We start from the raw sequence: 22,375 nt of genomic DNA on the forward strand, positions 1-22,375 counted from the left end.
AATTCACTTTCATTGGTTATTACTATGTCACAAACAATCACACTTTATGTCGACGGTGCTTGTAAAGGCAACCCAGGTCCTGGTGGCTGGGGTGCTTATATCATCACTGAAACTGAAGAGCATAAATTGTGTGGTGGTGAGCTGGATACCACCAATAATCGTATGGAGCTGAGTGCTGCTATTGAAGGCATTTCATTTTGCCCTACAGAAGCGAAACTGATTATTTGGACCGACTCCAACTATGTGAAGCGCGGTATTACCGAATGGATTGAAGGTTGGAAAAAGAAAAATTGGAAAGATGTCAAAAATCCTGATTTATGGCAAAAACTGGATCGCGTATGTAGAGGTCGTGAAATCGAATGGAATTGGATTAAAGGTCATGCAGGTCATGCAGGCAATGAAATGGCTGATCAATTGGCAAACTTAGGTACGGAACAAACATTGGCAGCAAAAAACACGAAGGTGCCTCAATCAGCCACCGAACAGAGTGTAGAAAATAATGATAAAAAAAAAGATGAAAAAGACTGGTTGCTTGATGATCCCTTCGGATTTGACCTGATGGAATCCGATGAAACTATCGATACTGAATTGCCAACACCCAAACAAACTGTGACAAGCTCTGAAACACCAAATAATAATTTGCGCCATGAAGATGTAGTTGAACAGGTTGAACAAAGTACTCAAATGAAAGATATGAATATTCACCCGCAAATTGTGATTACACCTGCGACCATAAAACTGCATGGACCTAAACAGTTTATTCTTGATACCGAAACCACAGGTTTTTATTATCAGGACAGTGATCGAATTGTTGAAGTTGGTGCGATTGAAATGGTCAACCGTAAACTCACAGGCAGTTCGATTCACATCTACATTAATCCAGGAAAACCTGTAGGTGAGTCAGAAGCCATCCACGGGATCACTGATGAATTTTTAAAAGACAAACCCAAGTATGAGGAAATTGCAGAAGTCCTATTCGACTACTTAAAAGGCAGTGAAATCATTGCACATAATGCAAGCTTCGATATGAACTTCTTGGATATGGAATTCAAACGCAGTGGTCTTCCTGCCCTGTCTGAAGTGTGTACAGTGACTGATACTTTAGCGATGGCTAAAAGTAAGCATCCCGGACAAAAAAACTCTTTAGATGCACTTGTTCGACGTTACGAAATTGTTCAACGTGATCGTACTTTCCACGGCGCATTGCTCGATGCTGAAATTTTAGCCGATGTTTATCTCGCAATGACAGGCGGACAAGTATCCTTTGACATGGATGCTATTTCTGCACATACTGAACAAGCTCAGGGGAATACAACACGGCAAAAAATTGAAATTGATGTTCCAGTAATTTACGCTTCAGATGAAGAATTGGAAGCACATGAGAACTGGGTCAATAAATATCAAGAAAAACATGGGGAAGCCTGCATTTTTGCAAAATAAAATTTCCTATTTAGGCTGATTTTTTCTGTAAAAAGTCCCTTGTTCAGCTATATTAAAACTTAGAAAATTAGCCTCGTTTTGAGGCTATGCAATAGAACATTTAGATACCCAGGAAAGGTGCAGATCAATGTCTTACCAAACCTCTATACATTTTGATCCGACGGCATTACTGATTATTAAAAAAGAAGTCGATAATTCAATTTTACAAGTTGAATCTGCTGTCAGCAGCTTAGTTGAAGATCAAACTTTACCCTTTGGTATTGATGATGCATTGCTACAACTGGAACAATGTAGTCATGTACTGATGCTGATTGACATGCCTCAAGTTTCCAAAATTGCCGAACTTTCAGCACAAGTCATGCGTAAAATCATGCAAAACCCACGTGAAATCAATACTCAAGATGTGATTGCATTGAGCGAAGGTACAACCATGCTCAAACGTTACATCGAGTTTAGTTGTCTACGTGAAGTCAAAGTGCCACAATTTTTGCATGATACACTAAACCGCTTGGAACTTTCTTTAGGTTTAGAACTCACGCCAGAAGGTCAAGCTATTGTGCCACTACTGGATTGTGTGACGCCTAATTTTAATCTCTTACAAACTCCAGACTTGGAACATTCAGTGCATGTACATAAGCTTTATAAGCTGTGTCTGCATAAACTCTTAAATCAACAAGAGACAGATTTAGATCTGCAAGGGATAAAACTGGTTGGCAATTATTTAGCCAATATCGCTCAAGGACAACCGAGTGCTCAATATTGGGCGCTGATTGCTGTGGCTTTAAATCAGATTGAAAATATTATCCTCAACGATACACGTTTAAGAACATTAATTAGCATCGAAACCAACATTTCATCATTCTTTAAAGACCTTGCAGGATTTATTCCATCCTTAACCGATACTGCAAATGTATTGAGTATTTGTATTAGTCAGGAAGATGAAATTTCTCAACACATTCGTGAGCAAATCAATGTAGGCGAAGATATTTTAACGGATACTCAATTACAGATTTTTAGTCGTCATTTGTACGGACCAGATTTCGATACGATTCATAGTGTCAGCCAGCTCATTACAGATGAAATGTCGCAAATCCGTAATGATATCGAGTTTAATTATCAAAATATGAGTGATGAAAAAACTCAAGAATTAAAGAGTAAACTCACAGACCTTGCACATGTATTTAAAGTACTTAACTTAAATGAAGCCTATAGCGAACTAAAACAGCAAGCTGATCTGTTGTCTCAAGAAAACATGCTGAGAGATGAAAACTATGCACAGCAATTGATGAATAGTATTCTATCTGCGATGAACTCTATTGGAATTCTTGAACGCAATTACACTTCTAATCGCTTGCAATTAAAGGTCAATAATCTACATATTTCTTTAGACCGTCTTGATGAAGCTCACACCGCTTTACTGACTGAAACTAAGGCAATGGTCGATTTAAGTTCACAAACACTGGTTCAATATTTACAAGATCCGCAGTCTACAAGTCTAGAACTACTACCTTCTCAATTATATGAAATTGGAGGAGCTTTATTGTTCCTTGCAGCCAAAGATGGTCAAAAGGCATTGGCACAGTCTGCTGAATTTATTCAGTCTGGACTCAACAAAGAACAGATATTTAACCAACAACAGATCAATAAACTTCTGGATGTGTTAGCCAGTGCAGATATGATGATTGAAAATCTACAGAACAAACAACCTGTTTTGCAAACGATGTTTGATGTAGCATTAGCAAGTAGTCAAAATTTAAAATCGGTAGCCTAATGTCAGAATTATCAGTTGCTTATATCTTTCATCACCAACAACTTTTAGTAGATGAAAACTTACAACTTCCGAAAGTAGAGAAATTGGCAAGTGATATCAGTTTTAACTCGGGTGATCAAATCATTGCCCGAGATCTTTTTATCGAAGATGAAATTCCACAAGGTTATCAACTGATTCCAATTCGACAGCTCATCTCACAATGGACAAAATCTGAATTTGAACAAGCCAGTCGAGCAGTGCAACTACTTGAATGGCGTCGAAATCATAAATTTTGTAGTCACTGTGGACATGAAACAGAAGTTCATCCGATTGAATATGCAATGGTTTGCCCTGCCTGTCGTTATCACCAATACCCTCGCGTACAGCCATGTATTATTACGGTGATCACACGCGGCGACAATGAAATTTTATTGGCTAAAAATGCCAAGAATAAAACTAATATGTATGGTCTGATTGCAGGTTTTGTTGAAGTCGGTGAAACCCTTGAAGAAGCGGTAAAACGTGAAACTTTGGAAGAAGTCGGTTTAAAAGTAAAGAATGTACAATATTTATCGAGTCAACCGTGGCCTTTTCCAAGCAATTTGATGCTCGCCTTTAAAGCCGAATATGAGGCGGGTGAAATCGTATTGCAAGAAGAAGAGATCAGTGATGCGCAATTTTTCAAATTTGATCAATTGCCTGAAACGCCGTTCACAGGCAGTATTGCACATGCCATGATTGAACATGTGATTCACAATACACCGATGCACCAAGATTAATTTGATCCGTATCCTTAATAAAAAGCCTAGCGATTGCTAGGCTTTGTTCATTGCATCATCGAGTACTTTTATAATTTCCGATCGTGTCATAAAGAAACGACTGAATAAACTCGAAACACTTCCCATAATCGAGATATGTCCCGTTTTAGGAATCGTCAAGATTTCACAATGATTACCTTGTTCATGTAATTGTTGTTTGAAATCAAATGAGTTCTGAGGCTTTACGATTTGATCATTTTCAGCCAGAAATAAATAATGCTTTACATCATTCTTGGCAACAAAGTAATAAGGCATCACTTGTTGATATGGAATCGCCTGATCAAATGCATCTTCAGCCAAAGCATCACCTTTATAATCAAAATGATAAGGTCCCGCAATTCCAATCATGGCTTTGATGTTTGGTTTTAGCGCCAAAGCATAACTTTTGGGATGATAAAGCAATGAGGCAATATTAAATGCCCCAGCTGAATGCCCCATGAGTGCAATTTTATCTGTAGTAATCCCTAAACGTGTTTGCTGTTGTTCAAGATAATTCAAAGCAACGGCTAAATCATCAACATAGCTTGGAAACTTATGTTCAGGTGCTAAATGATAATTCATAATCGCAACGTTATAGCCATAGCGACTAAATGCTTCACCTACAAATTTATAGGCACTTTTATCACCATGATTCCAAGCACCACCATGTACAAAAACAATTAAAGCTTTGTTTTGTGTTTGATGGGAAAGATATAGATCTAAACGTTGTCGAGCTTTTAAACCATAAGCAATGTTTGATTTTATGGAATACCCCTTTTTAGGGGTTAGTCCATTGATCGTTATGCTGCCTAAATCATATAAACGAAAATCTTGATAATGTGCTTTAAACTTGACTTTAAGCTGTTGAAATTGCTTATCAAGTTTATTTTTTAGCAATTCTAATCTATTGTTGGATAACATTATTGTTTTGCCCTGAAGCATCTGGATCAATTGCAACAGGGGTTTGCACATCTGGCTGTTGTGCATTGTTTACCACAGGTGCCGTAAACGATGAAGTTTGAACTGAATTATTTGCTTGCTCAACATTGTCAATCAAGGTCACAATTTTAGTCACATTTCCAACCTTTTGTAGAACATCATTTAAATCTGCGATTTCAGCATTATTTAAACGACCCAAAACATACAGTACGCCATCTTCAGTATGAACCAAAACTTTGTTATCAGAAACGACAGGCGCTTTCATGATTAAGCCACGCGTATTTACGGTGACAGAAGCGTCTTGCATAATCGTGCTATAGCCGATTTGATTGCCAACAGTTAAATAATTATGTACCGCTTTTACGTCACTCATTGCACGTAAATTGTCTTCGGCAAGCTGCTTTAAATGTGCATCAGGCACTTGTCCAGTCAGTAAAACATTACTATGGAAACTATTAATATTTACACGAGATTGTTTAAATCGAGCATCCAGCTTATATAGATTAATTTTCGCAGTACGCTCAATAGAAGAATCAATAAAAACCTGCCCTAAAGATCGGACACCGCTTTCTGTTCCCACTGGTGAAGAACCAGTACCACCTGAGATAAAACTAGCGCAACCAGACAAACTTGCTACACACATCATGGTGATGACAATACGCTTTAACACTCAGCAAGACTCCTAATGATTTTAACTGACAACACAACATCCTGATTACTCATTAAGATGTTGGAACATATCTTTTTTTTGATAAAAAACTGTGAGGCAATTCTTCATCACAGATTAATCAAGTCTGCATCCAAAGTAAATGCATTTTCAATCCAAGACTGATCATAAGAGATTTTACTTAAGTCTTGCTGTACGTTTTTTGCAATTTTATGATGTAAATCAAACCCAATTACATCAAAACGACTATAATACTGTTCATATTGCGGATATTCTTGTAAAAACCTAAACGCCGTTTTGATCATTTTTTGTTGCTTAATCAAATTCACAGCTTCAAAGGCATATCCCCTATAGCTTGACGTTCTGGCTTTCACTTCAATAAAAACTAATTCTTGCTGTGCCTCAGCAATAATATCGATTTCGCCAAAGCGAGAAAAATAGTTCAATTTGACAATCGTGTAGCCAGACTGCCGCAGTATTTTTACTGCCTCATGCTCTGCCCATTCCCCTAAATTATTTTTAGCCATCGATCATTCAACTATAAGGGCACTAAGTTATTTTTAGAGCGCTCAAAACATTGTGGAATGCGCTCAACGCGATTACCTTCAATTTTAATTTTTCCTGTCCGCCCATTAAAGGTTAGACTTTTGACATTGGGATCTAACACAAATTGTTCAGCAATGTACCAAGCATCACCACCAAACGCATATAAACGTTGATAAGGTAATGACGTTGGTTGATCCTTATAGGCTTTCACCACATCTTCCCATTCTTTGATATACAAAGCAGGCACATCACAGAACTTCATGCCTTTCGGTAATGTTTTACTTTCATTCACGGCGATCGCTTGAGTATAAATATTCTTTTTCTTTAACTTCTTTAAATTTGCCAACCATTGATTTGACCCAAGCAATAAAATACCTTCACTTGCTTTGGTCGTATTTGGCATCGCATCTACTGGGTCAACTTCTCCTGCATAATTTGCGAAAAGTGCATTTAAAAAGCTGATTGATTCTGCCTCAGTGCCCTTTTCACGAACAACATAGAGTTTGCTCACTTTATCATGCTGAATATAATCCAGAAGTGCTAAAGCATCGTCATTTTTAGACAGACTATATTGCCAAACATTTTTATGGGTCGGATACACCTCATTCAAAGCAAGCACTGGAACTTTTGGTTTTAAATTAATCAATGCTTCTACATCTGGACGTGCCAAAGGACCAATTATCATTTTGGTCTTTTTATTCACATTTTGCTTCAATATGGTTTTGATGGGTTTTTGATCAGAATCGACAAATTTTAATGGAATTTGGTTCTTGGATGCATGAGATGCATTCAATATTCCTTGTTTGATACTTAAACCTGCTCGCGACATGGGACCTGTTTCAGGTAAGATAACAAGAATTTCTGCGTGAACTTGGATTGTAAATCCAATTATTCCCAAACATACCAGTCTTTTAATACTGTTCAACACTATCTTATTTTTCATGGAGACCTTTATGAGTGCTCAATTATTTGTCGTAGCGACCCCAATTGGGCACTTAGATGATATGACTTTCCGTTCTATTGAAGTTTTAAAGTCGGTTTCTATTATTGCGGCAGAAGATACCCGCCAATCCGCTCAATTATTAAAACATTATAATATCTCAACTCCACTTACAGCGTGTCATGATCATAATGAAAGTAACAAAATTGATATACTTATCGAAAAATTAAAGCAAGGTCAAGATATTGCACTGGTCAGTGATGCTGGAACCCCACTCATTAGTGATCCTGGATTTAAATTGGTTCGTGCTGCACAAGACAATGGAATCCGTGTCATTCCTGTACCGGGCGCTTGCGCTGCAATTGCAGCTTTGTGTGCTGTTGGCTTGCCTAGTGACCGTTTTAGTTTTGAAGGCTTTCTATCTTCAAAACAATCTCAGCGCTTAATACAACTAGAAAAATTAAAATATGAAACGCAAACCATGATTATCTATGAAGCACCCCACCGTATTTTAGATAGTGTCAAAGATATGGCTCAGGTTTTTGGTGAACAACGCCCCGTCGGTTTCGCTCGCGAGATCACCAAGACCTTTGAAACTATTAAAAAAATGACGCTAGGTGAATTGGTGAGTTTTATTGAAAATGATCACCACCAACAAAAAGGTGAGATCGTTTTAGTCATCGGTGGTCTACCTGATGCCAAAGATCAAGATGTTGAACAAGATAAGTTAGATCAACTACTCACACGATTATTACAGGACTTATCTGTTAAAGCTGCATCGCAACTCGCAGCTGATTTGATGGGCATCAAAAAGAAAATTGCTTACCAACGAGCGTTAGAACTCACCAATCAATAATCACGTGATATAACAACAAAAGTAGAATGATCATCATTGAGGAATAGGATGTTTAGTGGCTGTTCCTCAATGTATGTAAGAATATGATTGAACATTTATTTTTTATTTATCAGAAATTTTAACTTATGATCAATAAACCAAAGATTCAAATTTTTAAAATATCAAAACCACGACTCTTTTTATTGTCATGGCTGATGACATCATCTTTATTTGCTGCACAAGATCCGGATTTTAATAAACCACTTCAACTGTCAGGTGATTTTGCTCAATTTAATATCCATAACTCCTCTGGCTATTACAAAGGGAACTTTAGCGCCAAACAAGGAAGTATGCAGATCACAGGAAATGAAATACAGCTCAATCAAGATAAAAATAAACAACTTGTGTCTATCATCGCTTTTGGCACCCCTCTAAAACTAAATAAGAGAATCTATAAAACGAAAGAAAACATTCAGGCTTCTGCAAATAAAATGATTTTCGATGCGAAAAAATCAATAATCACTCTAGAAGGTAATGCGATGATTAGAAGTGATGTTGGACAACAAATTAAAAGTTCAAAAATTACTTATGATTTAATCAGTAATGACTTTGAAGCAATTGGGAATGAACAACAACGTGTCGAAATCATCATGCAACCTTAAACGTTGAATCAAATCAATCGCCCCTAATCAAATTTTAAAGACATTAAAAAAGCACCTGACGGTGCTTTTAAAATCAATCTCTTGCAGATTCATCAGGGGGAACTTCAGTAATTTTCCCACCACGCGCTAAAAATGCAGCGACTTCATCTTCTAATGCTTCACGTTGTCTTTTTTTCGCGGTCACCGTGAGTGTTTCTGCTTCAGCCAAATCTGTATCAGACACCGTTGATTCACTTACCGCAGCACCTTTTTCCGCTGCTTTAGCTTCATCATCGTCAACTGCATGATCTTCTGAATTATCATCATAATCATTTGTATCTGTCATCTTGAACTCCCCATCAACGACGTCAATTTACCATCCAAAAAATGGTGATGTTTTACAGAGAAATGTACCAATCTCTTGCGAATTCGACTAGTCTCTAGATACATAAAATCGTGTTTTTTTTCATCAAATTCGTAATATTGTTTAAATGATTGTTTAAAAAGTATCAGTCAACTCATGAAATGGCATATTGCGTGCTTTTTAACGTTTCTAATCCACTGGCTTTTGTTAAAAATTGATCTTTTAAAAGCGGAGTATTTTCCACTTGTTTCAGTCCAAAATTACGCGCCCAGATCATAGGAAAGAATTCAGCAGTTTCCAAAAAACCAATCATCGACATGCTATGCATCATGGCATCATTTTGCCCTTTACGTGTGTGTTCATAACGTTTTAAGGTCTGTTGGTGTGCCCATACACCACGCTTTTTATCTTGCAATAAGACATCACAAAGCACTGCCGCATCCAAACAACCTATATTCACTCCTTGCCCAGCCAAAGGATGAATCACATGTGCTGCATCACCAATCAATGCCAACCCGTCCTTGACATAACGCTGCGCTGCGCGTGCTTTGAGTGGAAATTCTGCACGTGGTGTTGCTTCAATTATTTCACCCAACATATGATGACTTTCACGGGTGAGCAACTGGCAAAAATCTACATCATTCAAACTGGCATATTCATCTGCATAATCATCAGGCAGTGTCCAGACAATTGAAATCCAATGCTCAGCTTGTTGAGGATTCAAACTCGCCATCGGTAAAAATGCCAAAGGACCAGTTGAATGGAAAATTTGACGAGCCACATAACGGTGCGGTTGTGTGGTACGAATCGCACAAGTCAAACCTGCTTGCTGATAATCAAGAATATCGTAATCAATAAAAGCCTGCTCACGCACAAATGAGTTTGCCCCATCTGCCCCAATGACTAATTTTGTCTTTAACTGACTGCCATCTGCAAGATGGATTATCCAACAACCAACGCCTTGTTCAACACGAACGACTTTCACCTCGGTACGATAGTCGTTTAATTGTTCCAGCATTTGTTGTTGAATGGCGAGATTTAATAAGCTGGGTTCAACCATTGAACCTAAACTATGTTCATCCGTCGGAAAATTTATGGATTCTTGACCAAAATTAATTTCTCCATAACCATTTTTATTCCAGACTTGCATCCCTGTATAAGGCATCTTTCGGGCAATTTTATCCCAAACATTCACAGTTTTAAGTAAATGAATGGTTGCTTGACTGAGTGCCAAAACTCGTGGATTCGCTTGGGCTAAAACTTTTTGCTCGTCTAAAATGGGTGCTGCGTCTAATACTGTTGCTTGAACACCGCCTTGCGCCAAAAGTAATGCGGTTAAACCGCCTACCAGACCGCCACCAATAACAATAACATCTAAAACATTTTGTTCTATCATGCTTTTAACCCCATTGCGTAATTGGCAACCAAGGGTTTTATTCCAGGGATGACATCAAATGCAACCAACCCTGTATTACGTAATAATTTTAAAACTGGATTCTGATTACTAAAGCCTCGTACAACCGAATCACAAAATTTGATGACCCGTTGTTGATCTGTTAAGCGAGCCTGTTCGTATGCCTTTAACATCTCAGGCTCACCTATATCTTCAGACTTAGCCATTTGTGCTGTGATATAACGTAGCAATACATCAGCATCACGCATGCATAGATTAAATCCTTGCCCTGCCACAGGGTGAATCGTATGTGCCGCATTTCCCATTAAGATCACACGTCCAACCGTCTGTTTATCTGCCAGTACTTGTGACAATGGGAAACTAAAACGTTTGCCTGTCTTTTGGAATTTACCTGCACGATCTCCATAGGTTTGCTGTAAGGCATCCAGAAAATGTTGATCATTCTCTTCCCCTAGCCACTCACCCTCTGTTCCTTTTTTTACCGGCCAAACAACTGAACGGCGGCATTCACCAGGCAAAGGTAATAATGCTAATGGACCTAAGTGGCTAAAGCGTTCAAAACCCACTTGCTGATGCGGTTTAGACGTTTGTACAGTGGTGACAATTGCAACTTGATCATAATCATGTACATCCACACCGACGCCTAAGGCTTGACGGCAAAAAGAGTCTCGACCATCTGCTGCAATCACCAATTTAGCTTTGATTGAATGACTATATTCTTCACCACGACTTGCTTCTATATAAACAAAGTCATTGTCTTGTTTTAAAGAGTTTACTTGCACACCATCAATCAACTCTATAAGAGGTTGTTGTCTTACCTGAGTAAGAAGTACCCGTCCAAGCCATGCATTTTCAATCACTTGCCCAAAGCTTTCGACTTTTTCTTGATCTGCTTTTAAACGGGCTTTACCGAAACTGCCTTGCTCTGTGATATGAACTTCAAGAATTGGGGTTGCATGCTCTTGTAAAGCATTCCACAAGCCGAGCTTTTGATAAATTTGTACAGTACGACGTGAAAGTGCTGTATTTCGAGCATCAAAACTTGAATGATAAGCTACAGCATTGTTGTCATCATAATTTGGGTATTTCACCGCTTCTAAGAGCTTTACCGCAATATTCGCTTTCGCCAACATGAGAGCCAAACTCAGCCCAACCATTCCACCGCCAACGATGATGACTTCTTGTTGCATGCTTTGATCCTTTCTATACGTGATTCAGCTTACTGAATACTTATGATCTTGATGAATTTTATCTTACATCAAGCGCGATTATTTTTATATTGAAATAGGAAATTGTTGCTATCATTTGTACTGAATCAATACGTTATTTTAAAAAAGACACATCACATCTAATCAAGAGCTAACAATGACGTTGTAAGAGTTTTAAATTTAGAAAAAAGCGCAATAATGTCAAAACATTGCGCTTGTTGAAGCCATTTCAATGCAATGGCTCAGTCGAACATCAATAATTAACATATTCAGTTGTGGAATGCCATCAAGGCTTCAATATCCTCAATCGTTTTCACAACATTCTTGGTCAACACCAAAGGACCGTGTTCGGTTGCCACGACATCGTCTTCAATTCGGATACCAATGCCACGCCATTTTTCCTCAACAGTTTCATCATCTGGCGCAATATATAGACCTGGCTCTACTGTAACCACCATGCCTTGCTCATAGGTTCGCCATTGACCATTGTCATCTTTATAAGCACCAACATCATGTACATCCATACCTAGCCAATGCCCAGTTCCATGCATATAGAACTGACGATAACTTTCAGATTCGATAATTTGATCAACATCACCTTGCATAATTCCAAGTTCAACCAAACCTTCAACCAGAATTCGTACTGCTACCGTATGCGGTTCTTTATAGGAGTTTCCAATTTGAATCGCTTCTATCGCTGCAATTTGTGCATCTAAAATAATTTGATACAAGGCTTTTTGTTCAGGGCTAAATTTGCCATTCACGGGAAAAGTCCGTGTGATATCTGAAGCATAACATTCATATTCACACGCCGCGTCAATCAACACCAGATCACCGTTTTTTAGCGACTGATTATTTTCTACATAATGTAAAATACAGCCATTTTTACCACCACCGACAATGCTGTTATAGGCAGGGACACAACCATGCTGACCGAAAATATAATTCAATTCAGCTTCTAAAGCATATTCCATCATTTCGGGACGAACTGTTTGCATGGCACGAGTATGCGCATCCGCACTAATATTTGCTGCGATTTGCATCAATTCAATTTCTTCAGCTGATTTATGCAAACGCATTTCATCTAAAATCTGATCAAGTTGCATAAGCTGTGTTGGCACGCCGAAACCACGACTGGATTCTTGTGCTTTGGAAATCCAATGCGTTATTTTGGCATCGAACTCTGCTCGTTGACCAATCCGATAGAATAGTTTTTCTTTATTGAGGATTTTGGCAATAATCTCTTCATCAAGCAGATCTATGGCATATGCTTCATCTGCTTCATAGTCATCAATTGCTCCATCAATTCCTGCTCGATAACCATTCCAAATTTCCATTTCACGGTTTCGCTCACGGCAAAATAGACTATAAATATACGTTTCACCAGTTTCATCTGTTTCGAACACTGCTACTGCTTGAGGTTCGGCAAAACCTGTAAGATAAAAGAAACTACTGTCTGCGCGAAATTTATAGTCAGCATCTCTATTTCGCATGACTTCCGGACTAGTGGCGATAATTGCAATACTATTGGGACCCATTTGTTCAGCGAGGCGGTCACGACGTTCCTGAAAATCTGCTTGACTTAATTTCATTCTCTATTCAGCTTGTCTTTCAGTTCATTAAATCAATTGGTGAATGTTTAAATTACAGTTTGATGGGGTAAGATGTAAATACGAATACAACAATATTTATCCATTTATTTTAAAAACAAAATCAGCAGTATTCTATGAGATTGATTGATCGATCCTTATCAATATCCTTAAAATGACTTGGTTTGGTGATCAAAATATATCCGCATATCATGAAAAAAATGGCTGATTGTGGTCTCTAAATTTTAGAGATTTATACAATCAACCATTTCATTAAAACTTAGCAGTGCTTCATCTTGAACAAAAAATTTAACTTGGACGGTGTGGTGTAAACATTTCGACCACATTGTTACTTTCAGATGAGTCTATAGCTTGCTTCATTTTGCTATGGAAATTTTGCAACAAAGGGCTTTCTGAAACTGGTACTTTTTTGCGCCCTACAGATAGGGATACTGGAATCAAGCGAACAAACTCGTATAACTCTTCATAGCTTGCTTCACCCTCTTCATCATCATCTGATTCATCAAACTCAACAGATGCCACATCTTGTAAACTTTCAATTAACTCTTGTTCGTCTGAACGAATGTGACCTGAAGCCAAACCAAAACCTAAAACTACACCAGCACACCAGTCAGCCAAAGCTTGAACACGCTCCGATAAAGTATGTTCATCATCTGGAAGCATCGGAAGATAGTCTAAATCATCTTCAGCAAGCGCATGTGACACATCTTCGGTTTCATCTGAGAGTACAGCCAATGCTTCATCGTCTAATTTTGGTACATCCAACGTCGATAAAATTTGTAACCATTCATCTCGGGTTGGTACTTCGGTAACACAAACTATACCTGTTAATAAGCCATGTAACTCACTCGGGCTTGAAATTTCCTCAATCCCTTTAAAATTTTGGTTCCAATCTGACCAACCTGAAATATCGTCTTGCATTCGCTTATCCAATCTCTATACTTCTGTATATATTACCTTTGATTGCAAATCTGTGCGACCCGTTATGTTAGAACAATTACAGCGTCTACAAACGCATATTGGTGTTTTAAAAACACGAATCGAGACTGTTGAGAAAGAAAATGCATCGCTGTTAAAAGAAAAAGATAACAGTGAAGAGCAAGCTCACGCTCAAATCAGCCATAAAAACAGTATTATTACCCAAAAACAAGATGAAATTGATTCGCTCACTGAACAGCTTGCTCAGTTGCAAAATCAATTTCAACAGCTCAACACTGATGCCTCATCTTTAGCTGAACGCTATAGCCGTTTAGAAAAAAGCTGTACAGATTTAAAAAATCGTTTTCAGGAAATTTTAGCCGAACGCAATGAATTACGCGTGGTTAAAGAGAAAATGGCAAATGAACAGCGCCATCATTTGCAGGACATTAAAAACCTGCAAGATGAGCGTGAACGTTTAATCCAAAAAAATGAACATGCAAAGACCAAAGTTGAAGCGATTATTCAACGTCTTTCTATTTTAGGGACTGAACAAGATCATCATGCGCAAGAGATTCAACAACTTGCTCATCCTTCAGAATCTAATGAGGAAGTATAATTATGTCTGAACATGTTACCGTAGAATTGCGTTTAATCGAACAGACTTTCCGTCTAGGTACGACTACAGAAAAAAGGCATGAGTTAGAACGTGCTGGTCAGCTATTAAATGATAAGTTTCAAGAGTTCCGTCGCAAAGCACCCAACGTTGAACATAATAAGTTGGTGATTATGGTGGCGTTAGAGTTAATGCAAGAAGTTTTGAGCATGAATAAAACGTTACAAGAATACGCACAATGTGAACGTTTATTAGAAGCTATGCTCGAAGATGTTGAAAAAGCGGGCTAAACCGCTTTTTTTTCGTGCAGTTGATTTCATTTTTTTATCTATATTTATAATTTGTGACCTTTGATGATTTGCCACAAACGTCAGATTATGTATACTTAATACAACTCTGGGGTGTTCGCCAGTACGTCTATTCCCCTGCCGATACTTAAACTTATGGATGTGTTCTGTATATTTTGAGTGTATGCCCACCGCGAGTGGGAAACCCAGTAAGTGTACGTCACGTCCACCTTGAACTCATCGGGTTCAGGGTAACGACCATGCAGCGGCATCACCGGAGTACTTATTTTTATTATAAAAATTTAATGTTTAAAATTCATTCTAGTTCTCTGACGATTCTCTTTATACTGTATCCTCTTAAAATTTTCATGTTTTGATTTATATGGTCATTTCAATTGTATGATCCGCATAATCCTTACACTTATAACTCAACATCACATTAGGTTCTCAATTTAAGACCTGATACTTCATAAATACGTTCATTCAAACACAACACAGATCAACTTCATATTTTGACTTGAAAAACTTGATATTTTGCTAAAGCTTGATTGTGTCTATTTATGATTTAGCGCTTCATAGCAAAGATAGCCTGTTACACCACCACCCCCATCTTTCGGGTGCTGGATACCATCCATAACTGGAACTTTTTCAAAATCAAACGGTGAGACTCCAACGATACAGGAAACATTCACTCCAAACTGCTTAGGATTGGAGCGACGTTGATGAAAAGTATAAATTCCACAAACTGAACAAAAATAATGTGCTGCTTGTTTTGTGTTAAATCTATACTCTGTTAATTCATTATGACCCTCATAAACATTTATTCCTGAAAGTGGAGCAGACACGGCTACAGCTCCCCTCATACGACAAAATGAACAATTACAACGTCGTATTGTCTCAAAATTATCTGACAACTCTACGGTGAATTTCACTGCCCCACAGTGGCATTGCGCATTTAAAGTCATATTCATTCAGTTATTAAAGTCATGTTTATTATATCTAAAATAAGCAATAACACTGAGAAAAAGCAAAATATTTCACTAATATTAGATAAAGAATCAATATTAATTTTCTTTATGGTTTTTCTTCAAATCTGGTCTTACCATGTAAATATTATTCTGCAATTCAAAAATATGACTTAAAGCCTTTGCTATAAATAAAATATTTTCTCTATGATCTAAATCAGGGACTTCTTGTATTCTTTTAGGAATACTATCCAGTTTCATGGCAATCTCGTATAAATCTGAATAAATAGTTTCTAAGGTGCTCATTTATAGTCTCTTACAGGAATTTTGGCTCATGCCCCTACAGGTCATTAAAAGTCTTTTTTAATCATTGATTTTATCTTTATAAAATCACAAAAAGGGCAACCAGTAAACTCACACATTTCTTGAATATTGATACTGCATAGACAAATCTAATCATCTGAAATATTGCTATAGTATTTATCCGAATGACAAGAGTAGATGGATATAATGTTAATTCGCCTCGCCAGTGAAGCCGATCTCAAATATTTAATAGCGATTGATAGTGTTGCCTTACATGAGGCACAACGGGTATTACAAATTCACGCTTGGTGTGCTCAAAGTACATGTTTTCTTGCCGAAAAGGATGGCGAAATCATGGGTTATGGTGTTTTAAATTACCATTTCTTTGGATGTGGCTTTATTGAAATGTTAATGGTTGGAGAGCATTATCGACGTAATGGCATCGGACTTGCCTTACTGAATGGCTTGAAGTCAAAATGCCTACATCCAAAACTTTTCACCACCACCAATCGTTCTAATTTGCCAATGCAACGTTTGTTACGCACTTCTGGATTTATAGAAAGTGGTCAAATTGAAAATCTTGATGAGGATGATCCAGAATTAGTATTTTTTATTCCAATCCCCCAATAAGTTAGTTTTAAGCAGTCGCATTTCTAACTTTTAGGGCAATCCATCACTACTGCTTTCAGATTGAAAGATGGAACGATAGCTCGATATGATTTAATCAATGAAGACTACATTTATATATCAAATCATAAAGTAAAAATTGGTCATTTAGTTCTTGGGCTAATTGTTAGAATCAAATTGTGATTATTTACCACTTTTTAATGTTTGTAATAAGAAAATTAATTTCAAACAATATCAATGACAAATAAAAAAATACCCACTTGATGGAGTAAAGTGGGCGATAAAAACTGCGTATATAGTTGAAGCACAACCTTCAGCACTATGATTTGAATATGGCAAAGAAAACTTTAAAATTCAAGTTTATTTTTTACCCATTGGTAAATTTTTACGATCATTAAGTAACCAAAATGTAATTTAAAAAAATGATGATTAATACTTGGTTTACGTGTAAAAATAAAGTTTTGTTATTTCAATCGCTTGTAATTCCAATAGCTTATCAGTAACCCAAAACACATCATCTTTTCAATACGTTTAGATCCAACAAGATATAAGTAGCCCATTTTCAATGAAACCCTATGGGCTACTCATGAGAGATACTAAGTGTTCAACATCCAGACTTCAACTTTAGAATTTTTGAGAAATACTGAACTTATAATCGCGCCCTGTACCCGTCATATATTCACCTAAATACATTTTATAGTCTCGATTAAACAAATTATCTATAGAGAAATTAAGTGTTGGTCCTTTCTCACCCACAGGTTGCCAATCTGCATATACGCCATGAAGCGAGTAGCCTTTGGTTTTAGGTAAAGAAAAAGAAGATGCAGCAATTGATTTATCATTATCAGATAAACTTCTGTCTTGAGCCGCAACAAAAATTCCTCTCCATCCCATGGTTAAGTGATGCTCAGGCACATTTACCCCTAAAGTTGCTGTGGCTTTTTTAGGTGGGATATCAACCATCCATGTTTTTTGGTCAAACCATGGATTCACAGGTGAATTATCACGTTGCCCACGAATATATGAATAAGTTAAACCAGCAAACCAAGTCGGTTGATTGTAGAAAACTTCAGCTTCATAGGCTTTAATGGTGTAATCGGTAACGTTTCGATAGAAACCATGATTGTAATTACCATTGCAGTCTTTAACACTGCCCTCACCTGTACTTGCATTATTTTCTGCTTGGGCTTGGCAAAAGGTTGAACGGTTTCTAAATATTTCGTCAGCACCACGATTACGATGATAGGTCAATCGTACTTGCAGATGATCATCTGTACTGAACAAATCATCAAAATTCATTTCATTACCGATACGTATCGCCAGCATTTTTTCAGGAAGCAGATAACGACTGGTCGATGGAACAGTGGTTGCCGCTGATTGCACATAATACTGCTCATCAACACGAGGAGCACGCCATGTCTTACTCACATTGGCAAACCATGTCATGTAGTCTGTTTGCTTCCAAGACATTGCCAAACGAGGTGACCAACCTGTATAGGTTTTACTTGAGTAATCATGTCCTGCGCTAGGATCATTATAGCGTGATGCTCGATTGGGTTTTCCTGTGTTTTCAATATGATCGTAACGTAACGATGGTGTGATAATGATATTATTGAACTGATATTGATCTTCAACAAATGCGCTCAACATTTGCTGATCGCCTGCTGGCATATAATTGGGTTCATAATAGCCAAAATTATAATCAGGCTTGGTCACATTGGTTTTATCAAAAATCAGGGAATTTTGTTCCATCTTTTGATATTGCGTACCGACTTTTAACTTATGAGTACCATATTTAGTTTCTATATCACTGATATTACTGAGTTTGAATGCTGTATTGGTATAGGTTACCCAACTTTCATTGCCTAAAAGTGCTGCTGAACCATTTACGCTTGGTAGTCTTTGGTCATGCTGATAGGTTTTTGAATATGAAACAACCCCTTTGAGATTCAAATATGGATTGTCTGCTGGATTAAACTCATAATTTGCTGAATAACTGGTATCTTCCTGATCACGATAAACCAAGCGTCGTTTCCATGCTTCATCATAGCCATATTTTGCAATATCTGCCTATGTAGGCACAGCATCCTGATCACGCATGGCAGCAAATGGCTCCCAACCCTCATGTCCGCTGCGCATAGCATTGAGAGAGATTTTATGTCCATCCGCAGGATAAAAATTAAGTTTTGCTAAGTAGGTCTCTTGCTCTTGGGCAGAGTATAAAAATGTACTGCCATCTGGACGTTTAACATTACCACTGTCCCGATTGGTATAATAAAACAGACCATCTACTACGCCATTATCAGCTTTACCATATACCGCACCTGTGTAGGTATTTTGGCGATTATTTGAATATCGAGAATACTTTAAAAATGCCCCTACATTTTTATCTTTATCTAACAAATCTGTCGCATCTTTGGTTTCTAAAGTAACCTTCCCACCAAAACCACCATTTCCAACTTCAACATTATGCGGACCTTTATCTACAGTGATTTTCTTTAAAATTTCAGGTTCTATAAATACCGATCCCTGACGATATTTATCAAAACTTTTTACAGAATCATCTAAAGTAATCGGAACATCTGCTACCCCACCCATACCCAGAATATTGATCGTTTGACCACCGGGGCGAGGAGATCCAGCAGACCCAACACTTGGCATGTTATCTAAGAGTTGTGCCACATTATTGGCCTGATAACGATCAATTGCTTTTTGGTTTAAAACACTTTGTCCAAACTTAATTGTATCTTTTTGAACGGCTTCTACCACAATCGGCGTCATTTGATAAATTTGATTTTGCCCATTCTGATTTGAAGGCAGATTTTTGTCTAAACTCACTTTTTCATGGTTCATTACAGGGGCACTTTCAACACTGGACTTTTCCGTTAATACATAGCCAGCTGAGGTTTTTTGGATTTGAAAGGGTGTATTTTGAACCAGCATTGTAAATATCTGGTCTAAGGTATATTTACCTTTGATACTTTTAACCTGATAACGATTGGTTTTGTTGGAATCAAGTAATAATGAGACATTGGCTTGTTGCGCCAAACTGTTTAAAGCTTGGGTGAGTGAACCACGCTGCACTTGATAGAAAGTCGTGGGCACAGCAGTTTCTGCGTAAATTTGTGTACTGACGACTCCCATAGACAAGGCTATGGCAGCGGTCAATGCGAGCGGTTTTATGGCATTTCGATATAAAGACTGGGACATTTTGAAGCCACCTAAAGTCAAATGATAATCATTCACTTCATTCAGTTAAAAAAATATGTGTTCTAACTTATATGACGAAGACCACCCAAAAAAACCGCAATGAATGGTCATTTTTTTAGAGCATACTGTTTAAACGTTTTATCACTCTGCACTTATTACAATCACATGTTGCCCTATTTTTTTGATTTTTAAAGGATACTGTGTTGCCAAGAGTGCAAGCGTCTGTTCCAAATCTTGTTGAGTATTAATCACACCGCTCACTTTGTATTGCGCTAAAGTTGCTTGGTTAAATAATAAATATTGGTGATGATAGCGCCCTAAACGGCTGAGTAAATCTGACAGTGGTAAATCATTTGCCAAGATTTGCTGTTTCTGCCAAACGAATTCTGTTGATGCAGTATCTATTTTAGTTATCTGGCTTAAACCTTGTGAATCCGCTGTAATATTTTCACCTTGCTGAACCACTTTAGACAAAGGAGCTGCCTGCAAAGCCGTCGCTTCGACTTTAGAATGCAGCATATTCAATACACTGCGCTTTGGATATTGATTCACAATAAAGCGAGTTCCTAATGCCTTATAATCTGCTTGTGGCGTATGGATAATCAGTGGTCTATTTGGATCTTTGGCAACATCGATATAAATGTCACCCTGAACTAAGTCAATTTGGCGTTTATCTGCTTTGAAATCCAATTTAATTGCAGATCGTGCCCCCAAAGATACTTTTGAGCCATCCTCCAAAGTGAATGACTGCATTTCACCTGTATCTGTTTTTAAATCAGCCGTATAGTAAGAGAATATTGTTGAGTGATAAGCAAAATAGGTTGCGCTTCCTATACTTAAACAAAGTACAAAAACTTTGGTAAATAATTTCTGGATTTCCGTTTTACTCTGCTGACTGATTTGCATAGAGTGATGAACATTCTGACTGGAAATACCATGTGTCATCGAAAGCTGTTGCATCGTTTCAGAAAAACTCAGCATTTCATCTAATTGATCCTGATATTCAGGATATTGATTGCGCCAAAGATCAAATTCAATCTGAGCCTGACGGCGCTCCTCTTGATCATCCGCATTTAAGCGAACAATCCACAGCGCCATATCTTTACGCAACTGTTTAGCGTTCATCTTGCTCCAGCTCAAGCAGATTATTTTTCGCTTCGTAACATAGTTGTAGACATTCAGCTAAATACAATTGCGTACTACGCAATGACCGACCAATCTCTAAGGCAACCTCACTTTGACTATAACCTTCAAAGTAATACATGATAAAAGCCTTACGCATCAGTGAGGTGGTATTTTGTAGCGCAACCGTCAAAAAGTCTAAAATTAACACTGCTTCTTCGATTTGATTGGATGACAGCAAGCTTTCTTGTTCATCTACGTGTTGCTTTAGGGTCTCTAAATAATTTTGCTCTAAGATATAACGACGGTGCTTATCAATAAGCAAATGTTTAGCCACATTGACCAAATAGGCTCGAGGTTCTTGAATGGAAAATAGCTGTTTGGTTTGCAACAGTTTTACAAAAGTATCTTGAACCAAATCAGCTGCGCTAAATGGATACTTGATCCTTAAGCTTAGCCACTGACGAAGCCAATCATGATGATCCAGATACATTTCTTGCAGTAACTGCTGACGTGATTGAGTTGTGGGAGTCTGAATCATAAAATGTAGTGCGCAAATACAAACAATAATAATTATCGTTTACATAAAGACTTTTGTAAATGCTCTATTCGACAACTTTTTGTCCTTTATTGAATGGACTTTTTCTAGAAATTAATTGATAATGATTATCAATTGCATTATTTAAAATTTGGTGAATATTGTGGAACAGCCTACTCTAGCAACAGAAGCCATCCGAGCATTTTTCACACTACAATGCTGTTGGCTAAATAATGAAGAAATTTATCTTGAAAAAGGTTGTTTACATTGTGGTTCTGCAGCCACCTATTTAATCTACTTTACCAATACGCCGATTCAAAACTTATTGTTGAATTTTATTAAAAAATACAATTGTCATCATAGCCGTAAATTGGACTTACTTGATCTGTTAGATTTTGAAGAACAATACAATGATTTCCTACAAATCTTAGAAAATGCCGTTAACAGTTACGCTTGCCAATATCAAAATCGTCCAAGAGCACTTGCCTTTGAACAGGTTGATTCTATTTTTGAGCGAGAAGCTGCCGTTGCATGTTAAAGCGCTATATATTAAACCTTTGTAAGCCAAATCAATACACGACTTAATTCTCAAAGCTTCAACGATGACTTAAATCATTGAAGCTTATAACCACGCCCTG

22 protein-coding genes, 1 other RNA gene and 1 pseudogene are annotated in these 22,375 nt (G+C 37.6%); 10 read left to right on the forward strand and 14 right to left on the reverse strand.

Features of this window, described 5'->3' with window-relative positions:
• The first annotated feature begins 24 nt into the window (after nucleotides 1-24).
• The 3 genes from dnaQ to nudC all read left to right on the forward strand — a co-directional run bounded on the left by dnaQ (nucleotide 25) and on the right by nudC (nucleotide 3,969).
• The gene (gene dnaQ / locus TOL5_RS15390) at nucleotides 25-1,440 is read left to right on the forward strand and encodes a DNA polymerase III subunit epsilon (protein ID WP_221260492.1); all 1,416 of its coding nucleotides are present in this window, start codon (nucleotides 25-27) and stop codon (nucleotides 1,438-1,440) included.
• A gap of 127 nt (nucleotides 1,441-1,567) precedes the next feature.
• A complete protein-coding gene (locus TOL5_RS15395; protein WP_221260493.1) occupies nucleotides 1,568-3,211 on the forward strand; it encodes a chemotaxis protein in 1,644 nt (547 codons plus the stop codon).
• The gene (gene nudC, locus TOL5_RS15400) at nucleotides 3,211-3,969 is read left to right on the forward strand and encodes an NAD(+) diphosphatase (protein WP_005030446.1); all 759 of its coding nucleotides are present in this window, start codon (nucleotides 3,211-3,213) and stop codon (nucleotides 3,967-3,969) included. Before TOL5_RS15395 ends, nudC begins: the two co-directional genes overlap by 1 nt.
• Nucleotides 3,970-4,005: 36 nt before the next feature.
• Here the strand turns inward: nudC and TOL5_RS15405 are convergent, their stop codons facing one another.
• The 4 genes from TOL5_RS15405 to TOL5_RS15420 form a co-directional block, all read right to left on the reverse strand.
• Nucleotides 4,006-4,908: an alpha/beta hydrolase gene (locus tag TOL5_RS15405; RefSeq protein ID WP_046761255.1), complete on the reverse strand. Its 903-nt coding sequence runs from the start codon at nucleotides 4,906-4,908 to the stop codon at nucleotides 4,006-4,008.
• A complete protein-coding gene (locus tag TOL5_RS15410) occupies nucleotides 4,892-5,596 on the reverse strand; it encodes a BON domain-containing protein (RefSeq protein ID WP_004831722.1) in 705 nt (234 codons plus the stop codon). The genes TOL5_RS15405 and TOL5_RS15410 overlap by 17 nt, the downstream gene beginning before the upstream one ends.
• A gap of 107 nt (nucleotides 5,597-5,703) precedes the next feature.
• Nucleotides 5,704-6,120, reverse strand: a complete 417-nt coding sequence (locus TOL5_RS15415) for a YraN family protein (protein ID WP_046761254.1) — start codon at nucleotides 6,118-6,120, stop codon at nucleotides 5,704-5,706.
• Nucleotides 6,121-6,131: 11 nt separating this feature from the next.
• A complete protein-coding gene (locus TOL5_RS15420) occupies nucleotides 6,132-7,082 on the reverse strand; it encodes a penicillin-binding protein activator (protein ID WP_035301412.1) in 951 nt (316 codons plus the stop codon).
• A gap of 10 nt (nucleotides 7,083-7,092) precedes the next feature.
• Here TOL5_RS15420 and rsmI point away from each other — a divergent pair, with 10 nt between their 5' ends.
• On the forward strand, nucleotides 7,093-7,935 hold the full coding sequence (gene rsmI, locus TOL5_RS15425; protein ID WP_004831728.1) for a 16S rRNA (cytidine(1402)-2'-O)-methyltransferase: 843 nt from the start codon (nucleotides 7,093-7,095) through the stop codon (nucleotides 7,933-7,935).
• Nucleotides 7,936-8,060: 125 nt separating this feature from the next.
• Nucleotides 8,061-8,576, forward strand: a complete 516-nt coding sequence (gene lptA, locus TOL5_RS15430) for a lipopolysaccharide transport periplasmic protein LptA (RefSeq protein ID WP_151781074.1) — start codon at nucleotides 8,061-8,063, stop codon at nucleotides 8,574-8,576.
• A gap of 73 nt (nucleotides 8,577-8,649) precedes the next feature.
• Here lptA and TOL5_RS15435 read toward each other — a convergent pair whose 3' ends face one another.
• From TOL5_RS15435 to TOL5_RS15455, 5 genes are all read right to left on the reverse strand, one after another.
• Nucleotides 8,650-8,901: a hypothetical protein gene (locus TOL5_RS15435; protein ID WP_042085725.1), complete on the reverse strand. Its 252-nt coding sequence runs from the start codon at nucleotides 8,899-8,901 to the stop codon at nucleotides 8,650-8,652.
• Between the two features lie 172 nt (nucleotides 8,902-9,073).
• The gene (locus TOL5_RS15440) at nucleotides 9,074-10,315 is read right to left on the reverse strand and encodes an FAD-dependent monooxygenase (RefSeq protein WP_151781075.1); all 1,242 of its coding nucleotides are present in this window, start codon (nucleotides 10,313-10,315) and stop codon (nucleotides 9,074-9,076) included.
• Nucleotides 10,312-11,523: a 2-octaprenyl-6-methoxyphenyl hydroxylase gene (ubiH, locus tag TOL5_RS15445; RefSeq protein WP_151781076.1), complete on the reverse strand. Its 1,212-nt coding sequence runs from the start codon at nucleotides 11,521-11,523 to the stop codon at nucleotides 10,312-10,314. Before ubiH ends, TOL5_RS15440 begins: the two co-directional genes overlap by 4 nt.
• A gap of 287 nt (nucleotides 11,524-11,810) precedes the next feature.
• Entirely contained in the window at nucleotides 11,811-13,133 is a 1,323-nt protein-coding gene (pepP, locus tag TOL5_RS15450) for a Xaa-Pro aminopeptidase (RefSeq protein ID WP_151781077.1), read from the reverse strand.
• Between the two features lie 306 nt (nucleotides 13,134-13,439).
• Nucleotides 13,440-14,072 (reverse strand): UPF0149 family protein, encoded by a 633-nt coding sequence (locus TOL5_RS15455; protein WP_004831738.1) that lies wholly within the window; start codon nucleotides 14,070-14,072, stop codon nucleotides 13,440-13,442.
• 64 nt (nucleotides 14,073-14,136) lie between these two features.
• Here TOL5_RS15455 and TOL5_RS15460 point away from each other — a divergent pair, with 64 nt between their 5' ends.
• The 3 genes from TOL5_RS15460 to ssrS all read left to right on the forward strand — a co-directional run bounded on the left by TOL5_RS15460 (nucleotide 14,137) and on the right by ssrS (nucleotide 15,257).
• Nucleotides 14,137-14,688: a hypothetical protein gene (locus TOL5_RS15460; protein WP_004831739.1), complete on the forward strand. Its 552-nt coding sequence runs from the start codon at nucleotides 14,137-14,139 to the stop codon at nucleotides 14,686-14,688.
• 2 nt (nucleotides 14,689-14,690) lie between these two features.
• Nucleotides 14,691-14,975 carry a cell division protein ZapA gene (locus TOL5_RS15465; protein WP_004831740.1) on the forward strand — a complete coding sequence of 95 codons (285 nt, stop codon included), beginning with the start codon at nucleotides 14,691-14,693 and terminating at the stop codon, nucleotides 14,973-14,975.
• Nucleotides 14,976-15,075: 100 nt separating this feature from the next.
• Nucleotides 15,076-15,257: non-coding RNA, 6S RNA (gene ssrS, locus TOL5_RS15470), on the forward strand.
• Nucleotides 15,258-15,526: 269 nt separating this feature from the next.
• Here the strand turns inward: ssrS and TOL5_RS15475 are convergent.
• Nucleotides 15,527-15,943 (reverse strand): GFA family protein, encoded by a 417-nt coding sequence (locus TOL5_RS15475; protein WP_151781078.1) that lies wholly within the window; start codon nucleotides 15,941-15,943, stop codon nucleotides 15,527-15,529.
• Nucleotides 15,944-16,036: 93 nt separating this feature from the next.
• On the reverse strand, nucleotides 16,037-16,243 hold the full coding sequence (locus TOL5_RS15480; protein WP_151781079.1) for a hypothetical protein: 207 nt from the start codon (nucleotides 16,241-16,243) through the stop codon (nucleotides 16,037-16,039).
• A 195-nt stretch (nucleotides 16,244-16,438) separates the two neighbouring features.
• On the opposite strand from TOL5_RS15480, the gene TOL5_RS15485 reads away from it, so the two are divergent.
• Nucleotides 16,439-16,870 (forward strand): GNAT family N-acetyltransferase, encoded by a 432-nt coding sequence (locus TOL5_RS15485; RefSeq protein WP_228129442.1) that lies wholly within the window; start codon nucleotides 16,439-16,441, stop codon nucleotides 16,868-16,870.
• Between the two features lie 621 nt (nucleotides 16,871-17,491).
• On the opposite strand, the pseudogene TOL5_RS15490 reads toward TOL5_RS15485, so the two are convergent.
• The 3 genes and pseudogenes from TOL5_RS15490 to TOL5_RS15500 form a co-directional block, all read right to left on the reverse strand.
• A pseudogene (locus TOL5_RS15490) lies at nucleotides 17,492-20,077 on the reverse strand (TonB-dependent hemoglobin/transferrin/lactoferrin family receptor).
• Nucleotides 20,078-20,218: 141 nt separating this feature from the next.
• Entirely contained in the window at nucleotides 20,219-21,202 is a 984-nt protein-coding gene (locus tag TOL5_RS15495; protein WP_151781133.1) for a FecR family protein, read from the reverse strand.
• A complete protein-coding gene (locus tag TOL5_RS15500) occupies nucleotides 21,192-21,740 on the reverse strand; it encodes a sigma-70 family RNA polymerase sigma factor (RefSeq protein ID WP_004828713.1) in 549 nt (182 codons plus the stop codon). The genes TOL5_RS15495 and TOL5_RS15500 overlap by 11 nt, the downstream gene beginning before the upstream one ends.
• 160 nt (nucleotides 21,741-21,900) lie before the next feature.
• Between TOL5_RS15500 and TOL5_RS15505 the strand changes: the two genes are divergently transcribed.
• Nucleotides 21,901-22,275 carry a hypothetical protein gene (locus tag TOL5_RS15505; RefSeq protein ID WP_162987681.1) on the forward strand — a complete coding sequence of 125 codons (375 nt, stop codon included), beginning with the start codon at nucleotides 21,901-21,903 and terminating at the stop codon, nucleotides 22,273-22,275.
• The last annotated feature ends 100 nt before the right edge of the window (nucleotides 22,276-22,375 follow it).

It is taken from the genome of Acinetobacter sp. Tol 5 (assembly GCF_019702905.1).
Classification (GTDB): domain Bacteria; phylum Pseudomonadota; class Gammaproteobacteria; order Pseudomonadales; family Moraxellaceae; genus Acinetobacter; species Acinetobacter bereziniae.